This window comes from Nostoc sp. FACHB-280 (genome assembly GCF_014697615.1).
Taxonomy (GTDB): domain Bacteria; phylum Cyanobacteriota; class Cyanobacteriia; order Cyanobacteriales; family Nostocaceae; genus Nostoc_B.
The window spans coordinates 1-17,240 of the sequence record NZ_JACJSD010000039.1 but is presented as its reverse complement, the minus strand read 5'-3'; the positions used below and the strand labels follow the sequence as shown (position 1 = coordinate 17,240).

13 protein-coding genes and 1 pseudogene are annotated in these 17,240 nt (G+C 43.4%); 9 read left to right on the top strand and 5 right to left on the bottom strand.

Annotated features, from left to right (window positions below; translation table 11 throughout):
* Positions 1-5 precede the first annotated feature (5 nt).
* Complete coding sequence (gene pgmB, locus H6G75_RS23990) at positions 6-2,945, top strand: beta-phosphoglucomutase (RefSeq protein ID WP_190982450.1); 2,940 nt, start codon at positions 6-8, stop codon at positions 2,943-2,945.
* A gap of 69 nt (positions 2,946-3,014) precedes the next feature.
* Here the strand turns inward: pgmB and crtD are convergent, their stop codons facing one another.
* Positions 3,015-4,529, bottom strand: a complete 1,515-nt coding sequence (crtD, locus tag H6G75_RS23985; RefSeq protein ID WP_190982449.1) for a C-3',4' desaturase CrtD — start codon at positions 4,527-4,529, stop codon at positions 3,015-3,017.
* A gap of 392 nt (positions 4,530-4,921) precedes the next feature.
* Here crtD and H6G75_RS23980 point away from each other — a divergent pair, with 392 nt between their 5' ends.
* The 6 genes from H6G75_RS23980 to tatC all read left to right on the top strand — a co-directional run bounded on the left by H6G75_RS23980 (position 4,922) and on the right by tatC (position 9,387).
* Positions 4,922-5,467, top strand: coding sequence for a hypothetical protein (locus tag H6G75_RS23980; RefSeq protein ID WP_190982448.1), 546 nt, complete (start codon positions 4,922-4,924; stop codon positions 5,465-5,467).
* Positions 5,468-5,595: 128 nt separating this feature from the next.
* Complete coding sequence (locus tag H6G75_RS23975) at positions 5,596-6,879, top strand: pitrilysin family protein (RefSeq protein WP_190982447.1); 1,284 nt, start codon at positions 5,596-5,598, stop codon at positions 6,877-6,879.
* A gap of 83 nt (positions 6,880-6,962) precedes the next feature.
* Positions 6,963-7,829 carry a fructosamine kinase family protein gene (locus H6G75_RS23970; RefSeq protein ID WP_190982446.1) on the top strand — a complete coding sequence of 289 codons (867 nt, stop codon included), beginning with the start codon at positions 6,963-6,965 and terminating at the stop codon, positions 7,827-7,829.
* Positions 7,810-7,971, top strand: a complete 162-nt coding sequence (locus H6G75_RS23965; protein ID WP_190982445.1) for a hypothetical protein — start codon at positions 7,810-7,812, stop codon at positions 7,969-7,971. Before H6G75_RS23970 ends, H6G75_RS23965 begins: the two co-directional genes overlap by 20 nt.
* A 101-nt stretch (positions 7,972-8,072) precedes the next feature.
* Positions 8,073-8,219 carry a hypothetical protein gene (locus H6G75_RS23960; RefSeq protein ID WP_190982444.1) on the top strand — a complete coding sequence of 49 codons (147 nt, stop codon included), beginning with the start codon at positions 8,073-8,075 and terminating at the stop codon, positions 8,217-8,219.
* 373 nt (positions 8,220-8,592) lie between these two features.
* Entirely contained in the window at positions 8,593-9,387 is a 795-nt protein-coding gene (tatC, locus tag H6G75_RS23955; protein WP_190982443.1) for a twin-arginine translocase subunit TatC, read from the top strand.
* A gap of 244 nt (positions 9,388-9,631) precedes the next feature.
* On the opposite strand, the gene H6G75_RS23950 is transcribed toward tatC, so the two are convergent.
* On the bottom strand, positions 9,632-9,940 hold the full coding sequence (locus H6G75_RS23950; protein ID WP_190982442.1) for a DUF3067 family protein: 309 nt from the start codon (positions 9,938-9,940) through the stop codon (positions 9,632-9,634).
* Positions 9,941-10,169: 229 nt separating this feature from the next.
* Between H6G75_RS23950 and petC the strand changes: the two genes are divergently transcribed.
* Both petC and petA read left to right on the top strand, forming a co-directional pair.
* Positions 10,170-10,709, top strand: coding sequence for a cytochrome b6-f complex iron-sulfur subunit (gene petC, locus H6G75_RS23945; RefSeq protein WP_190982441.1), 540 nt, complete (start codon positions 10,170-10,172; stop codon positions 10,707-10,709).
* Positions 10,710-10,817: 108 nt separating this feature from the next.
* Positions 10,818-11,819 (top strand): cytochrome f, encoded by a 1,002-nt coding sequence (petA, locus tag H6G75_RS23940; RefSeq protein ID WP_190982490.1) that lies wholly within the window; start codon positions 10,818-10,820, stop codon positions 11,817-11,819.
* Positions 11,820-12,325: 506 nt separating this feature from the next.
* Here the strand turns inward: petA and trxA are convergent.
* The 3 genes and pseudogenes from trxA to H6G75_RS23925 form a co-directional block, all read right to left on the bottom strand.
* Positions 12,326-12,685, bottom strand: a pseudogene (gene trxA / locus H6G75_RS23935) (thioredoxin); the annotation flags it as partial.
* 312 nt (positions 12,686-12,997) lie between these two features.
* The gene (locus H6G75_RS23930; protein ID WP_190982439.1) at positions 12,998-14,161 is read right to left on the bottom strand and encodes a GuaB3 family IMP dehydrogenase-related protein; all 1,164 of its coding nucleotides are present in this window, start codon (positions 14,159-14,161) and stop codon (positions 12,998-13,000) included.
* 455 nt (positions 14,162-14,616) lie between these two features.
* Positions 14,617-17,010, bottom strand: coding sequence for an endonuclease MutS2 (locus tag H6G75_RS23925; RefSeq protein ID WP_190982438.1), 2,394 nt, complete (start codon positions 17,008-17,010; stop codon positions 14,617-14,619).
* Between the last annotated feature and the right edge of the window lie 230 nt (positions 17,011-17,240).

Sequence of the window (17,240 nt, the reverse complement as noted above, 5' to 3'; positions counted from 1 at the left end):
AGCCTATGGAGACAAAAAGTACTACTAGCAATTTTATCTATACAGACTGGACATTAACAGAAACCCAGTTTGACCCTGAGCAATTGCATTCTAGAGAAACTATTTTCACAATTGGCAACGGCTATTTAGGTACCAGGGGTTGTTTTGAAAGAGAATATCCTGGTGCATTGCCAGCTACATTTATTCACGGTGTTTATGATGATGTACCTGTAGTTTACACAGAACTTGCTAACTGTCCTGACTGGCTACCTCTAGTAGTGATGATTGATGGGGAACGCTTTCGTTTCGACCAAGGGGAAATCATACAGTATGAACGACGGCTAGATGTACGTCACGGAATCCTCAGCCGTTCTGTGCGGTGGCGTAGTCCTAGTGGCAAAACTATCGATATTCACTTTGAACGTTTTGCGAGTCTGGCAGATCAACATATTTTGGCGCAACGCTGTCAATTAACACCACTTGATTTTGATGGCTTGATTGAAGTGCAAGGTAGCATCAATGGCTATCCTGAAAACCAAGGTTTCAATCATTGGGTAGATTTAGACCAAGGTAAAACTGAACAAGGCATTTGGCTGCATAGCCGTACTCGTAGTTCCCGAATTACGATTGGTATGGCAGCCAAGATGAGTGTATCAGGAACGGAAGCATCGATACAGGTTAACATCGCGCCTGGTTATCCTTCCTTAACTGCGACATTTATGGCGAAGTCACAGCAAACAGTGACAGTCGAAAAATTCGTGACAGTATTTACCTCACGGGAAGTTGAGACACCAGTCACCGCAGCACAGCAAAAACTGGCGGAAATTGCCGACTACGAAAGTTTAGTTAAGACTCACAAACAAGCTTGGGACGCAGTTTGGCAACAAAGTGATATTTTGCTGGAAGGTGATAATACGGCGGCTTTTGCGATTCGATACAACCTTTTCCAGTTGTTAATTGCTGCGCCTCGCTATGACGATAAAGTAAGTATTCCCGCCAAAACTCTGTCTGGCTTTGGCTATCGTGGTCATATTTTTTGGGATACAGAAATTTTTATCTTGCCATTTTTTACATTTACTCAACCTGCGATCGCACGCAATCTACTTACTTACCGCTACCACACTTTACCAGGTGCGAGACGCAAAGCTTTGCATTCTGGTTACAAAGGCGCGATGTACTCTTGGGAAAGTGCCGACACTGGTGATGAAGTCACACCACGCTGGTCACTTCCCAATGATTTTTATGGTGAGGATATCAGAATTTGGTGCCGCGATCGCGAAATTCATATTAGTGCAGATATTACCTATGCCGTTTGGTATTACTGGTTAGCTACAGGTGATGATGAGTGGCTGCGTGATTACGGTGCCGAGATTGTTTTGGATACCGCTATTTTTTGGGGTAGCCGAGTTGAGTATAACTTAGAACAACAACGCTACGAGATTCGCGGAGTAATTGGAGCCGATGAATATCACGAATTGGTTCACAACAATACCTTCACTAACAGAATGGTGCAATGGCATTTAGAAAAAGCACTATTGATTGATGATTGGTTGCAGCAAAATTTCCCCGAACGCGTGACGGAATTAGCAGAGAAATTGCAAATTACAGCCGAAGTGCGATCGCATTGGCAAGATATCATTGACAAAATCTGGATTTTCTACGACCCAGAAACCGGATTAATTGAGCAGTTTGAGGGATTTTTTCAACTCCAAGACATTAACTTAGACGACTACGAACCGCGTCAGCGTTCCATCCAAGCAATTTTAGGTATCGAAGAAGGTAACAAGCGACAAGTCCTGAAGCAGCCAGATGTATTGATGCTGCTTTATTTAATGCGGGAATCAGCAGAATTTCCTTACAATTCCAAATCCCTACAAGCAAATTGGGACTACTACGCACCCCGTACAGATATTACCTACGGTTCATCCCTCGGCCCGGCAATTCACGCCATCATCGCCTCTGATGTCGGTGAATCGACAAGAGCCTACAAACGTTTTATGCAAGCCGCAATGGTGGATTTAGAAGATAGTCGCGGGAATACCAACGACGGTATTCACGGCGCGAGTGCTGGTGGTGTGTGGCAAGCCGTAGTTTTTGGATTTGGTGGCATTCAGTTAACAGAAAACGGCCCCGTAGCCAACCCCCATCTACCTTCTCACTGGACGCGACTGAAATTTAAACTTCACTGGCGTGGTGAGTGGTGTGAGTTTGATTTACATCAGGGAGAAGGGGAAGAAGGAAGACAAGGGGGACAAGGAGGACAAGGAAGAATGGTTCAGATTCGTGGTGTAATTTTTGATTTGGATGGTGTGTTAACTGATACGGCTGAGTATCACTATCAAGCTTGGCAGAAATTAGCTGATGAAGAAGGTATTCCCTTTGACCGTCATGCGAATGAAGCTTTACGGGGTGTGTCGCGGCGGGAATCTTTGATGTTGATTATTGGCGATCGCAAGTATTCCGAAGCACAAATCCAAGAAATGATGGAACGTAAAAATAACTACTATGTAGAACTTATCCATCATGTAACACCAAAAGATTTATTACCGGGTGCGATCGCACTTTTGGATGAATTACGGCAAGCTGGAATTAAGACCGCCATTGGTTCAGCCAGTAAAAATGCCTGTACTGTAATTCAACGCTTGGGGATTGCTGATAAAGTAGATGCGATCGCCGATGGTTACAGTGTAGAAAAACCCAAACCAGCACCGGATTTATTTTTATATGCCGCCAAAGAACTAGGACTACAACCAGCACAATGTGTAGTTGTAGAAGATGCCGCCGCCGGCATAGAAGCCGCTTTAGCCGGGGGTATGTGGACAGTAGGACTAGGCCCAGTTGAACGTGTCGGTGCCGCCCATGTAGTCTTACCAAGCCTCGCAGGTGTGAAGTGGGCAGATATTCTACAGAAGTTATCCCAACAAGCGGGACGCAATGAAGCGCAAAATCAGAGTGTAAGAGTGTAAGGGTAGACTGGGGCAAAAATATATTTTCTTCCCCCTGCTCCCTGCTCCCTTCCCCCCTGCCTCTTCCGGTCAAGCTTGCGCCTCAATTTGTCTAACTACGGTTAACGCTGAATAACTCACTCCAGCCGTTCCTTCGCCGGGGTGGGTAGAGTCGCCGACTAACCAGAGAGAATTTATCGGGGTGCGGTTGGCAAAACCAAAGGGGCCAAAGGTGGGTATTCTTTGCCCAATGCCCCCAACTATACCGCGATCGCGCCCAGTGTAATGAGCAAAGGTGCGGGGTGTGGCGGCTTCTTGGTAAATGATGGTTTCTGGTTTGAGGTAAAAATATTTGTTGAGACGAGCGATCGCATCTGCGGTATATTTTTGTTTCAATGCTTGATAATCTGGAGTTTGCCACCATTGCTGATAATCTACAAAAGATGACGCAATAATTGTGGCTTTACCTTCTGGGGCGCGACCATCACCAGGATGACTCACAGAAACAAACAAGGAATTATTCTCGCCAATCGGGCCATTGGCATCGTATAAAAACTGTAAATGGGGCGGACAATCTACAGGAATCGCACTCGCATCCACACCCAAGTACACCACAAAAGCCCCTGATGGTGGCGGCAGTTTTTCAACTCGCTGTTTGTAACCGGATGGTACTTTATCCCCCAAAAGCTGCACTAAGTTTTGGGCTGTCACGTTAGCTACTACATGATCTGCTGATTCTGTCCAGACTTCGCCTGTTTTTTGATTTCTGATCACAACAGCAGTGGCTTGACCGTCTTCTACTTTGATGTGTTCAACAGTGTGGCGCATTAATAAGCGTCCGCCATCTCTTTCTAGGGCAGTAACTAAGCGATCGCTCAACACCTGCATACTACCTTGCAGGTGATACAATCCTTGGGGCAGTTGGGAAACACTCAAAGCCGTGGCTGCATATAGTAAGGCTGTTTCTTCAGCGTTTACCTGAGAATACAATTTTAATTGCATATCTAAAAAAGTTCTCAAACGCTGGTCATGACCCAAACCGCATATTCTTAACGCATCACCTACCGTGAACAATGTAAACGGCGCAGTGACAAATGTACTCGGACGTACCGCCTGTATTAATTGCCACAAATCCCACAAATTACGCGGCGGTAACACTGGGTCACGTCCTTGAAATTCCCAACTAGCATCGAATAAACTCGCCATTAACTTCCAAAAAGGTTCGCTTCCGGGAAACTGCCGTTGTCTTTCTTCCCGCCATTTATCGGGGTCACGCCAAACATTAATCGGTGTGTTTTCCCCTGGTAAAAAGACTGCACAAGCAGGGTCACAAGGGGTAGCCTCTGGTAAATCAATTTCTAGTTCTGCAAAAATGCGCTGGTGAATTCCGCCCGGTTCCAAACCTGCAACTTGGGTTGCACCCACATCAAAAGTGAACCCTTGACGTTTAAATGTCGAAGCACAGCCCCCCGGTACAATTGCTTGGTCAAGGACTAAAACACTGTACCCACGATGGGCTAACAATGCAGCCGCCGTCAGTCCTCCAATTCCCGCACCGATAACAACTACGCGGGGTTTACCTTGGTTAGCAACAATATGTGACATTAAGATTAGCTTTACAAAAATTAATATTACTACTCATAATTTTACAAGCTAATCGTGGTGAAGTTGGGGCGATCGCCTAAGAACAGGTATGAGAATGATGGCTGTATTTGTATATTTATTTTTTCGGATTTACTACTGTTATTAACCTTGTACCAAGAATTTTTCAGGAGGCTGAGTAAATTTAAGTATTTTTTCTCCTGACACTATACAGCTAAGTATGCTTTTTTACTGGTAAAACCTACTCTGAATATTAACGTAGTAATTAGCCTGGGAAGGTGTTTACTGAGTTTTGACTGCGCGGTAATCGAGCGAACCGCGTAGCCGAAGTGCAGGCTTTGTTTGTCTAGCACCAAATTTTCAGTTTCTGAGAAAAAAATACAAGATACAGTCACATGAAATATATCAAGCGTCACGCTAATAAAATTGAGCTTATTGTCGAGATGATTTTTTTATTAGTCTTATTTCTGCTGGGATGTTGGCTGGAGTATGAATACGCTGCTTCCTTATTTTGGCAATATTACATATTTATGGCTGTTTTAGCCTTGATTTTACTTTTGCCAGTGTACTTACCATCTCGGCGGAAACAAGAATTGTGGCTATTTATCGGGTTCAATCTCAGTTTATTAGCTTTGCACTTTGTAGCTCTCTCGCCTGTCAAACCCTTTATGCAGTTTCATTCCGACATTAAACATGGGATGACAATTCCAGAAGTGCAAAGCAGATTGAACCAACGTTTTCCCAAAGGCGGAAGATTTTATCAGCCACAAGGGGACTTCATGGGTGCGAATGAGGATGTGCGGGAAAATATTGGCTCATTTGTATATGACCAGCATCTAAACTATATTCTTGACCCAAACAATGGTGATTACGATGCGGAAGTGGTGAATATTTATTTCAAAAATGGCAAAGTGGTAAAAGCTGAGTATTCGGGTGATTGAGAACAACTCTTAAACCCAGCCTCACAAAATCTTTGTGTGTTCAGTCTGTTTCAGATGCAACAATCAAAGATATTTTGAAGTGACAGATAAGATAAAGAAGTAAGAACCCTGTCCACTCACCACTACTCATGACCTCAACTCTATTAAAGTCTTCTCGTCTCAATTCCCCAACAATACACCGTTTGCCTAATGGCTTGACAATCATTGCCGAACAAATGCCTATTGATGTTGTCAACCTCAACCTCTGGATTAAAGTTGGTTCGGCTGTAGAATCTGATGCGATTAACGGGATGGCTCACTTTTTAGAACACATGATTTTTAAAGGAACTGAGCGATTAGCCAGTGGAGAGTTTGAGCGGCGGATTGAAGAACGGGGTGCTGTGACTAATGCTGCTACCAGTCAAGATTATACTCATTACTATATAACGACTGCGCCCCAAGATTTTGCTGAATTGGCTCCACTGCAAATAGATGTTGTATTTAATCCGAGTATTCCTGATGATGCTTTTGAACGTGAGCGTGCTGTTGTTTTAGAAGAAATCCGCCGTTCTGAAGATAATCCCCACCGCCGGACTTTTCGCCGTGCAATGGAAATGGCATTTGATACTTTACCCTATCGCCGTCCGGTGTTGGGGCCAGAATCGGTCATATCTGGGCTAGAACCCCAACAAATGCGGGATTTTCATGCTCAATGGTATCAACCGCCAATGATTACGGCTGTAGCTGTGGGCAATTTACCTGTAGAACAATTAATTGCCAGCGTTGCGGAAGGATTTACTCAGGTTGGCAAGAATCAAGAGTCAATAATCAAGAGTCAAGAGCCGAATTATACTTTTGAATCGGCATTTACAGAAATTGTGCGGCGAGAGTTTGTTGATAAAAGTCTTCAGCAAGCGCGGTTAGTCATGGTGTGGCGAGTTCCGGGATTAGCGGAGTTAAATCAGACTTATGCTTTAGATGTCTTAGCTGGCATTTTAGGACATGGCAGGACATCAAGATTAGTTAGAGATTTGCGGGAAGAACGAGGATTAGTATCTTCGATCGCAGTTAGTAATATGAGCAATTTATTACAAGGTACATTTTATATTTCTGCTAAATGTGCAGTTGAAAACATCGCCGCCGTTGAAGATGCGATCGCCCAACACATCCGTCGATTACAAACTGAGTTAGTCACAGAAAAAGAAATCGCCCGTGTCCGTAAACGTGTCGCCAACCGATTTATCTTTGGTAACGAAACCCCAAGCGATCGCAGTGGCTTATATGGTTACTATCAATCATTAGTCGGTGATTTAGAACCAGCCTTTAACTACCCCCTCCACATTCAACAACAAGAAGCTAACGATTTACTCCTCGCCGCCAATCAATATCTCTGTCCAGATGCTTATGGTGTAGTGGTCATGAAACCGTTGTAAATTTTAGTCAATAGTCAATAGTCATTTGTCATTGGTCATTTGACTAGTGACTAAACTATGTTTTTCATACTTCATACTTCAGAATGTTTTGGACTGAAATTGATGCCCATATTAGCCGCGTCACTGGCGAAAAATTTCACAATCAACAACGGCGTTCTGTGAGTGGCGGCTGTATTAACCAAGGTTACGCCGTTTCTAACGGAGAAATCACATACTTTGTCAAACTCAACCAAGCATCGCAAGTAGCGATGTTTGAAGCTGAAATGTTGGGTTTAAAGCAAATGTTCGCCACAAATACTATCCGTGTACCCAAGCCCATTTGTTGGGGAACATCAGGCGATTCTGGCTATATCGTTTTGGAATGGTTAGAAATGGGTGGCGGTAATACCCAATCTTGGGCAGAAATGGGGCGCAATTTAGCGGCTATGCACCAAGCAACCAGCCAAAATGGTTTCGGCTGGGATATGAACAATACTATTGGTTCCACTCCCCAAATCAACACTTGGACAGCAGATTGGATTGATTTTTACTGTACACATCGCCTTGGTTATCAATTTCAGTTAGCCAGAAGGCGTGGAGGTAATTTTCCCAAACAAGATAAATTATTAGCCACGATTCCCGAATTGTTAGCCAATCACGAAGTACAACCATCCCTGGTACATGGCGATTTGTGGGGTGGAAATGCTGGCTGTACTGTGTCAGGCGAACCAGTAATTTTTGATCCAGCCACTTATTATGGCGATCGCGAAGTAGATATTGCGATGACAGAACTTTTTGGTGGTTTTCCCGCCGCCTTTTATCAAGGATATAACGCCGCTTTTCCCCTAGATCAAGGCTATGAACGCCGGAAAACTTTGTATAACCTTTATCACATTTTGAATCACTTCAATTTATTTGGTGGTGGCTATGGTTCCCAAGCCAACCGAATGATTGACCAAATTTTGCGATAAAGATTGGGGTAAGAATTTGGGGATGCGATCGCCAGCACAGTTTACTCATCAGCCGATTAATCTCTACACCCACCAATTCGCAAGCAATCCCCCGTTTGATCATCTCTGGAAGCAAGTCGCTGTGGCGATCGCTTCGATGTAGTATAAACACTAGATTTATTTGTGCTAGTAGTAACAATTAAAACATTACTATTGCCGCTTGCTAAACTAGCTTCCGCATTGTACAAATAACCAGTTAATGCTATGAGTCCAATGCAAAATATCCTATACATACCAACCTCAGCAAACAATTTCCGCCTACGTCATTTGGTCAGTTCCACCTTGATGAATCGGACTTTCCAAACAGATAATCGCATATTGACATTGTATCAATTGATGCAATTAACCTAGACGCAGAGACGCAATTTTTAAAATATCAGTTCCATCCTCAGATTTGTGTAGCTTACAGGATGGTCATGACTCATAAGATGGCTTCCCATTAACTTATGCAAGCCTAACTACAAGGAAACAGGAAAAAAATCCGCAATCACAAACAAATTCATTCAGGACTTACGCACCAAAATTGCTGTAGAGATTGGATTTAAAGGTGTATTTCTCCAAAACCCTTACCTGGATTTCTCACAAGAGAGAAATCCAGGAGTATGGGAGGATGGTGAAGAAATCTTTCCCCCACACTACCCACACTCCCCATACCCTTTTACCCTTACACCCTTACACCCATGAGTAATAGAATAGTTAACAAATGTTGCCTAATAGCCTACTCATGACTCCTTCATCTGAAGCCGACACCATTATCAATCCTGAAATCGACCTAGAAGGACAAGGCAACTCTGAGACTGATCCTCTTGATGAGTTGCCTGGTGAAGTCGAAATGTCCCTTTTCGACCACCTAGAAGAGTTAAGACAGCGCATATTCTATTCACTAATAGCTGTAGTCATTTTTGTAATTGGCTGTTTTGTTGCTGTTAAGCCAATTGTGCAATTACTAGAAGCACCAGCCGCCGGAGTGAAATTTCTCCAGCTTGCACCAGGGGAATATTTCTTTGTCTCCATAAAAGTTGCTGGCTACAGTGGTTTAGTTCTTTCTAGCCCGTTTATTCTTTATCAAATTATCCAATTTGTCTTGCCAGGCTTAACTCGCCGCGAACGTCGCCTAGTGGGGCCAATAGTTTTGGGATCGAGTGTGTTATTTGTTGGTGGGTTAGTATTTGCCTATTTTGCGCTGATTCCCGCCGCCTTAAGATTTTTTATTAGCTATGGTGCGGATGTAGTAGAACAAATCTGGTCAATTGATAAGTATTTTGAATTTGTATTGCTATTGTTATTTAGCACTGGTTTAGCATTTCAAATTCCGATTATTCAATTATTGCTAGGTAATTTAGGTATTGTTTCTTCTGAGCGGATGCTTTCTGGCTGGCGATATGTCATTATGGCAGCTGTAATTTTAGGTGCAGTCCTAACACCTTCTACTGACCCTTTAACCCAAGCTTTGTTAGCAGGAGCTGTTTTAGGGCTTTATATGGGGGGAATTGGTTTAGTGAAACTCACAGGTAAGTAATAAAAATAACTTATAGTGATTTTGAAAAAGTAGAAATTTTTGTAGGGAAATTCATCACAGTTACAATTACTAATCAATACATATCAGCAAAAAAAGCAGGATTTTACAGATTTAGCTAGAACAGATGGAAGGCAGAACTATATAGTGAATGAATTAAAATAAACTTTCTTCCCTCCTGCCTTCTGGAGACACTTGCGTGGGCAGGTTTCCCGACTTGAGCAAAGTGTCGTCCTCCTGCCTTTGTTCACACTATCCATTCGGAAGCTCTTTCCCCCAAATCGAGAGGGATGCTGACAGCTTTACCAAGACGGGGGCGATCGCGTGTTTGATTGATAAAATTTTTTACCTGTGCTGTACCATCTAAAGCATTAAGATAATTAGCGATGGTATCAAGATGTTCTTGGTACTCTGCCTCTGTTAAGGGAAAAGAAGCTTGCTCAAGATATTTCCACATCACTTGCAGAAATATCTTGCCTTGAGTACGGCGGAACTGGACATCGTAAGAATGTCCCCACTTATCCAGTAACAGTTGGTGTAATTCCTTTCCTGTCATAGCTTCTCTCAATTAGATTTTACATTTAGTTATGATGTTAAGTTCCGTAACTCAAGTATGATAAGGATATAAAGAAATGTAATGCTAACAGAAAAGCTGCTAAAAGTGTCTTGCAATAAAGAAGTTTAGCATCGTTAGTTAGCATTTCGACCCAGACAAGAGTTGCTCAAGTATTAGTACTCTTGTCAAAATGCTTAGACAAAATATACAAAGAGCGAGCGCGTAGGATATGGCTCAATTTTCGGAATCAGCAGACGTGCCAGATATGGGTCGTCGTCAATTCATGAACCTGCTCACCTTTGGGACTGTCACTGGAGTAGCTCTGGGTGCATTGTATCCCGTTGTTAACTACTTTATTCCTCCTGCTGCTGGTGGGGCAGGTGGCGGTACAACCGCAAAAGACAGCCTAGGCAACGATGTGAGCGTCAGTCAGTTTCTATCCAGCCATAACGTAGGCGATCGCACCCTCGTTCAAGGATTGAAGGGCGACCCCACCTACATTGTGGTCGAAAGCAAAGAAGCAATCACCGATTACGGCATTAACGCTGTTTGCACCCACTTGGGTTGTGTTGTTCCTTGGAACGCTGCGGAAAACAAATTTAAATGCCCTTGCCACGGTTCTCAATACGACGCAACTGGTAAAGTAGTTCGCGGCCCTGCACCCCGTTCTTTGGCTTTAAGCCACGCCAAAGCTGAAAACGACAAGATTGTTCTCACACCCTGGACTGAAACCGACTTCCGCACCGGCGAAGAACCTTGGTGGGCTTAATTTTTGTCATTTGTTCTTCGTCATTTGTCTTTTGAGCAAATGACCAATGACTAATGATTAATGACCAATAACCGACTACTTCATCCAAGAATCGTTGTCCTTATAGAGATGAGAAATGCCTTTACAATAGCGAGTTTGACTCGCAGTGCTAGAGCAATTACCAAAACATTGCTCATAGCGATCGCTACAGTAACATTCTTCTTTACTAGCGATATTGCTTTGCCTCAAAGTGCTGCTGCTTATCCCTTCTGGGCGCAGCAAACCTACCCTGAAACTCCCCGCGAACCTACAGGTAGAATCGTTTGCGCTAACTGTCACCTAGCAGCCAAGCCTACAGAAGTCGAAGTACCTCAATCAGTGCTGCCCGACACAGTATTTAAAGCTGTGGTGAAAATTCCCTACGATACCAGCGTGCAGCAAGTTGGTGCAGATGGTTCTAAAGTTGGCTTAAACGTTGGTGCAGTTTTGATGCTCCCCGAAGGCTTCAAACTTGCTCCTGAAGACCGCATTCCTGAAGAACTGAAAGAAGAAGTTGGTGATACCTACTTCCAAACCTACAAAGAAGGTTCCGACAACGTTGTGATTGTTGGCCCCTTACCTGGCGAACAATATCAGGAAATTGTCTTCCCTGTTCTGTCTCCTAACCCTGCAACTGACAAAAACATCCACTTTGGTAAGTACTCAGTTCACGTAGGTGGCAACAGAGGACGCGGACAAGTTTATCCTACTGGTGAAAAGAGCAACAACTCAGTTTACAACGCTTCCGCTACTGGCACCATTAGCAAGATTGCCAAACAAGATGATGGTGAAGGTAACGTGAAATATTTGGTGAACATCACAACCGAAGCTGGTGATGTGGTCACTGATACAATTCCTCTCGGCCCAGAACTGATTGTTTCTGAAGGACAAACAGTAAAATCTGGTGACGCTTTGACTAATAACCCCAACGTTGGTGGTTTCGGTCAAAAAGATACAGAAATTGTATTGCAAGACTCTAGCAGAGTTGCTTGGCTAATTGCCTTTATCAGTTTGGTAATGTTAGCTCAAGTAATGCTAGTTCTCAAGAAGAAACAGGTTGAGAAAGTTCAAGCTGCTGAAATGAATTTCTAAAATTCTCTGATAAATCCTTTTTTTACAAAAGACAGGCATATTGCCTGTCTTTTTGAGTTTTTGTTGGTACTTAGTAACTAGTGAAATTGAAGATTAAATATATTAAATTTTCCGACAATAATTATTTATAAAATTGTAGCTTAACGCACTAGGAAAGATGGCACTTTAGGTTCAATTCTCACTCTTTTAAGTTCCAAAATCCTTGTATAGCCGTAACACATCCTACTTAATATTTACTTTATCAATAGCTATCATAGAAAAAAATTGTTCAATAAAACAAATTTTCCTCAAACTACTAGTCTGAGGAAACATAAATTTAGCCTATGTTGGCTATTAGATATTTGAGAAGCAAAATAAAGTTTCTCAGATATTTGTATGTAGATTTGCTACAGGTGGAGAAAGTTTGATTGAGACGCGAAACCCCGCGCCTCATGAACTCATTGAAAAATATTTACACAAAACTAAAGCAAAAGAGCGCCTCAAAAGGATTGTATTACCGATTGAGTTTAAGGTGTAGGAGGTGAAACATACTTTTCCAAAGTAGTAGCTAATGTACTTTTAGGTACAGCACCGACAACCATATCAACTTTGGCTCCATCTTTAAAAATCATTAATGTGGGAATGCTGCGAATGCCGTACTGACTGGCGACTTGCGGATTCTCATCAGTATTAACTTTCACAACTTTGAGTTGACCATTGTACTGAGCTGCTATTTCTTCGACAACCGGAGCTACCATCCGGCAAGGGCCACACCAGGGAGCCCAAAAATCAACTAAAACAGGTAGTTCGCTGTCGAGTACTTCTTGCTTAAAAGTAGAATCTGTAACTGCTGCGGCTGCTGACATGCCTAAAAACCTTTGCCAATTAAATTTCTGAGTTTCGTGAAAATTCTACCATAGCAAAAACATCTGCTTTGAAGAGCAAGGATGTACATTTGCTAAGAAGCCCTAGAATTTATTTATATATTCATATACATAAGGAACCGCCCGAACAGTAGTCCGGGCGGAGTGTGGTGTGAGGAGTGAACGGAAACATGCGTCTCCGCTTTCTCTATTGTAGGCGACAGAAGGGATTTTTCCAGTTGAATGTTTGGGAGTCTGGAAAAATTTCCTCAAGAATTTTAACTGAAGTTTGAAGTCTAAAATTTCATCCTCCAGTTTTTAACCTTCATAATTTCTTTATTTGCCCATACCTAATTGTTGAGCTTTTTGGTAAACTTTACCTTCAGTTAATAAAGAAGGAGCAATTACAACTTCAACTTGCTGCATTTCTTTGATATCTTTGGCTCCCAATGTACCCATACTTGTTTTTAAAGCTCCTAACAAGTTGTGAGTACCATCATCTAAGCCTGCGGGGCCAGTGAGAATTTGCTCTAGAGTGCCAGTTGTACCTACTTTGATTCGAGTTCCGCGAGGTAGCACTGGGCTGGGTGTTGCCATTCCCCAATGAAAACCGCGTCCTGGGGCTTCAGCTGCTCTGGCGAAGGGTGAACCAATCATCACACCATCAGCACCACAAGCAATACATTTACAAATGTCTCCACCAGTAATTAGACCACCATCAGCGATTACAGGCACATATTTACCAGTTTGCTGATAATAATCATCGCGGGCGGCGGCACAATCTGCGATCGCTGTTGCTTGGGGTACGCCCACACCCAACACACCACGAGAGGTACAAGCAGCCCCAGGGCCAATACCCACTAATACAGCTGCCGCACCAGCCTTAATTAAATCCAAGGTGACATCGTAGGTAACACAGTTACCCAAGACCACTGGGATGGGCATAGAACGGCAAAATTCTGCCAAATCAAGGGTAACTATCGACTCTGGTGATAAATGGGCTGTAGAGACGACTGTAGCCTGAATAAAGAATAAATCTGCCCCAGCTTTAGCAACAACTTCACCAAATTTACTTGCCCCTGCTGGTGTCGCACTTACAGCCGCAATACCGCCTTGTTCTTTAATTTCGTGAATGCGCTTTTCAATTAATTCTGGCTTGATAGGTTCGGCATAAAGTTCTTGCATTAAGGAGACAAATTCATCCTTGCCTACAGAAGCAATTCGATCAAGGATGGGATTTGGGTCAACATAACGAGTTTGGATACCCTCTAAGTTAAGCACACCTAATGCACCTAACTTTGACAAACGCACAGCCATACCTACATCAACTACACCATCCATTGCACTAGCAATAATTGGTATATTTCGCTCGATATTGCCAATCCGCCAGCTAGTATCTGCCAAACTAGGATCTAATGTTCTTTTACCGGGGACTAGTGCAATTTCATCAATTCCGTAAGCCCTGCGAGCTGTTTTTCCCCGCCCAAGTTGAATGTCCACGCTGTTAACTTTTATCAAAACTGTTCTAGCTAGGGTATCAAATTGTGAGGGGGTTTGCAGCGATTTTTTTTGTAAGTAACTACAAAGATGTTTCAAGTGAGGGGTTAAAGGCTAGAGGTTAGAGGCTAGAGGTTAGAAAACAAGATTTTTGTGATTGATGAGAACTGTTTTGTAAATGGGTGTAGGGGTATAGGAGTATAAGGGTGTAAGGGGAAGGAATTTTCTTTACTTTGGTTGTAAATTCTTTTGCTCAAGTCATTATTTGCCTAATTTTCTTTGCACCTTTGAGCGAAACAAAAAAATAGCAAAAATATGCAAACTTAACCATCTAGCAGGAGGCAGAAGGCAGGATTTGATTACTGCTATAACTTCTGCCTAATTCTGCACAGGATGATCGATGATCTAAGTTGCTAAAAATGAGAGATAGACAAGATTTCTAGTTAATATGATCAAGCTTAAGAAACGTGAGCAATAGTAACACCACTACCACCATCAGCTTGTTCTGCTGGTTCGTAACTGCTGACTCGCGGATGTTGTTGCAAAAAGGCGTGAACACCTTGACGCAATTTCCCTGTGCCATGTCCGTGAATAATCCAAATAGGGCCATTTGCTTCGGAAATGGCTTTGTCTAATTCAATTTCGGCATCGGCTACCCGCTTACCTCGTAAATCTACTGTATTTTTAGAAGTACGAATAGCTGGTGCGGCTTGGGGCGGCGGAGTGGTTGGTGTTGGTGTTGGTTTGGGTTTGACAATCGGTTCGGCTTTTTGCCCATCGAGAGATTCGATGTCTTGCAATTTGACTGTCATTTTCATAATGCCGAAGCGGACGTTTAACTCGCCATCTTCATCAGGGGCGGTTAAAACTTCCGCCGTTTGTCCAAATTGGGAAATACGGATGCGATCGCCCACTTTTGGCATAAACCCAATTTTCGGCTTAGGTGCTGGGGCTGGCTGGTATTTCTGAGTAATTTGATTTAACGCATTGGTGGCTTGCTGGGCATCTTGGGCGGTGGGTGTACCTTGTTGCAAGCGGCGAATGACTTGGGCTATTTCACCTTTGGCTTGAGCGATCGCTTGCTGCACAGCAACTTCTTGGGAAACCCGCAAAGATTTTTCCCGTTCTTGCAAAGCGGCGGCTTTGTCTGATACTTCCTTATATAACCGTTCCGCTTGTTGTAATAACTTTTGGGCTTCGGCTGCTTTGGTTTCTTGGCGGCGACGTTGGGCTTCTAAACCTGCAATTACTTGGTTAACTTCGTCAGATGCTTCGCCGACTTGGGTTTTAGCTTGTTCGATGACTTCCGGCTTTAAGCCCAAACGTAAAGCGATCGCTAAAGCATTAGAACGTCCCGGAATCCCCCATAATAAACGATAGGTAGGTGATAAAGTCGCTTCATCAAATTCTACCGAGGCATTCTCAAACCGTGCATCTTCGTATTTCAGGGCTTTGAGTTCCCCAAAGTGAGTTGTAGCAATTGTTAACTGGGCGTGTTCCGCGAGATATTGTAGGAGGGCGATCGCTAAAGCACTTCCCTCGGCAGGATCTGTACCTGCGCCTACTTCGTCGAGTAATACGAGGGAGTGGGGAGTGGGGAGTTGGGAGTCATTTTCTAAAGCATTTAAAATCCGGCTGATGCGGCGGATATGCCCAGAAAATGTCGATAAACTTTGCTGGAGCGATTGTTCATCACCGATATCTGCTAATATCTGGTCAAACCAAGGCATTTCCACAGGTTCGCGGGCGGGGATGAATAAACCCACTTTCGCCATTAAGGCTGCTAAACCCAGGGTTTTTAAGGTGACAGTTTTACCGCCAGTGTTCGGCCCGGTAATTGTCACAACCTTAATATGAGGACTAACCAGTAAATCTACAGGAATTACGGCGTGTCCTTGTTCGTGCTGTTGTTGCCAAACTAACAAAGGGTGACGCAATTGGCGTAAAGTGATGATTTCTTGTTCGTCGCGGTTAATAAATCTGGGGGGATTTGCTTTTAGCCAGTAACTATAACGCGATCGCGCCGCCGCTAAATCTAAGGTAGTCACAATTGCGAGTAGCCTTTCTAAGTCTGGGGTGACGGCTGCGACTTGCTCTGTTAAAGCACGGCGTATTGCTTCTTCTTCTGCTTGTTCTCGCTTCAGCGTTTGTCGCAACTGATTACCCATCGGCACAATAGAATTGGGTTCCACGTACAGAGTCACGCCACTGGTAGAAGTATCGTGAACAATACCGGGAATCACATCTTTGTGACTGGCTTTGACTGGGATAACATAGCGATCGCCCCGTTGTGTAATTAATTGTTCCTGAACAGCATTGGATTTTGCTTGTAAAATATTATGCAGTTTTTGGTTAATTTGACTACGCAATTTACGCAAATCATCGCGGATTTCACTCAGCTTTTGACTAGCGCGATCAGCTACATTGCCGCGTTCATCAATACAACGGTGAATTTCCTGTTCTAATTCTGGGTAAGTGCGTAAATCGGCGACTAACTCAGTTAATACTGGTATATCTTCTTGGTTATCGATGACACGCCGTAAATTTCTCGCACCAGCAAGGGTAGTTGCGATCGCCAGTAATTCATCCCCAGCCAAAATCCCACGGAGTTCGGCGCGTTCGATAGAATCGCCAATATCTTGAATACCATCAAAAGATAAGCTTGTAGTCAGCCGACTTTCCAGTTGGTAAACTTCTTTAGTCTGTGCTAATAACTGCTCACTGACTGACTGTGATGTCGGAATTTGTAAATTAGTGGATGCGATCGCCCCTAGCTTAGTAGCCGCAAATGTCGCCAAATGCTGGCAGAGGCGATGCCATTCTAGTAGTTCTAAAGTTTCCGCTTGGATCAAGGCTGCAACATCTAAAAAAATCTTATATAAAATTATCGTAACAACAGAGTCGCCTTTACAGCCAACATCAGATGATGCACTTGCTTGGGTGGGATGGGAGAGGCTTTCAAGGGTAGGGAATTAAAAATCAGGCAGTAGAGAGGGTGATTTGAGAAACACGGAGTTGTGGAGTCAGGGTAGGCCAAGGTTCAGGGAAAAAACCACCGATTGGTAAAGGAAGATGTTGGAGA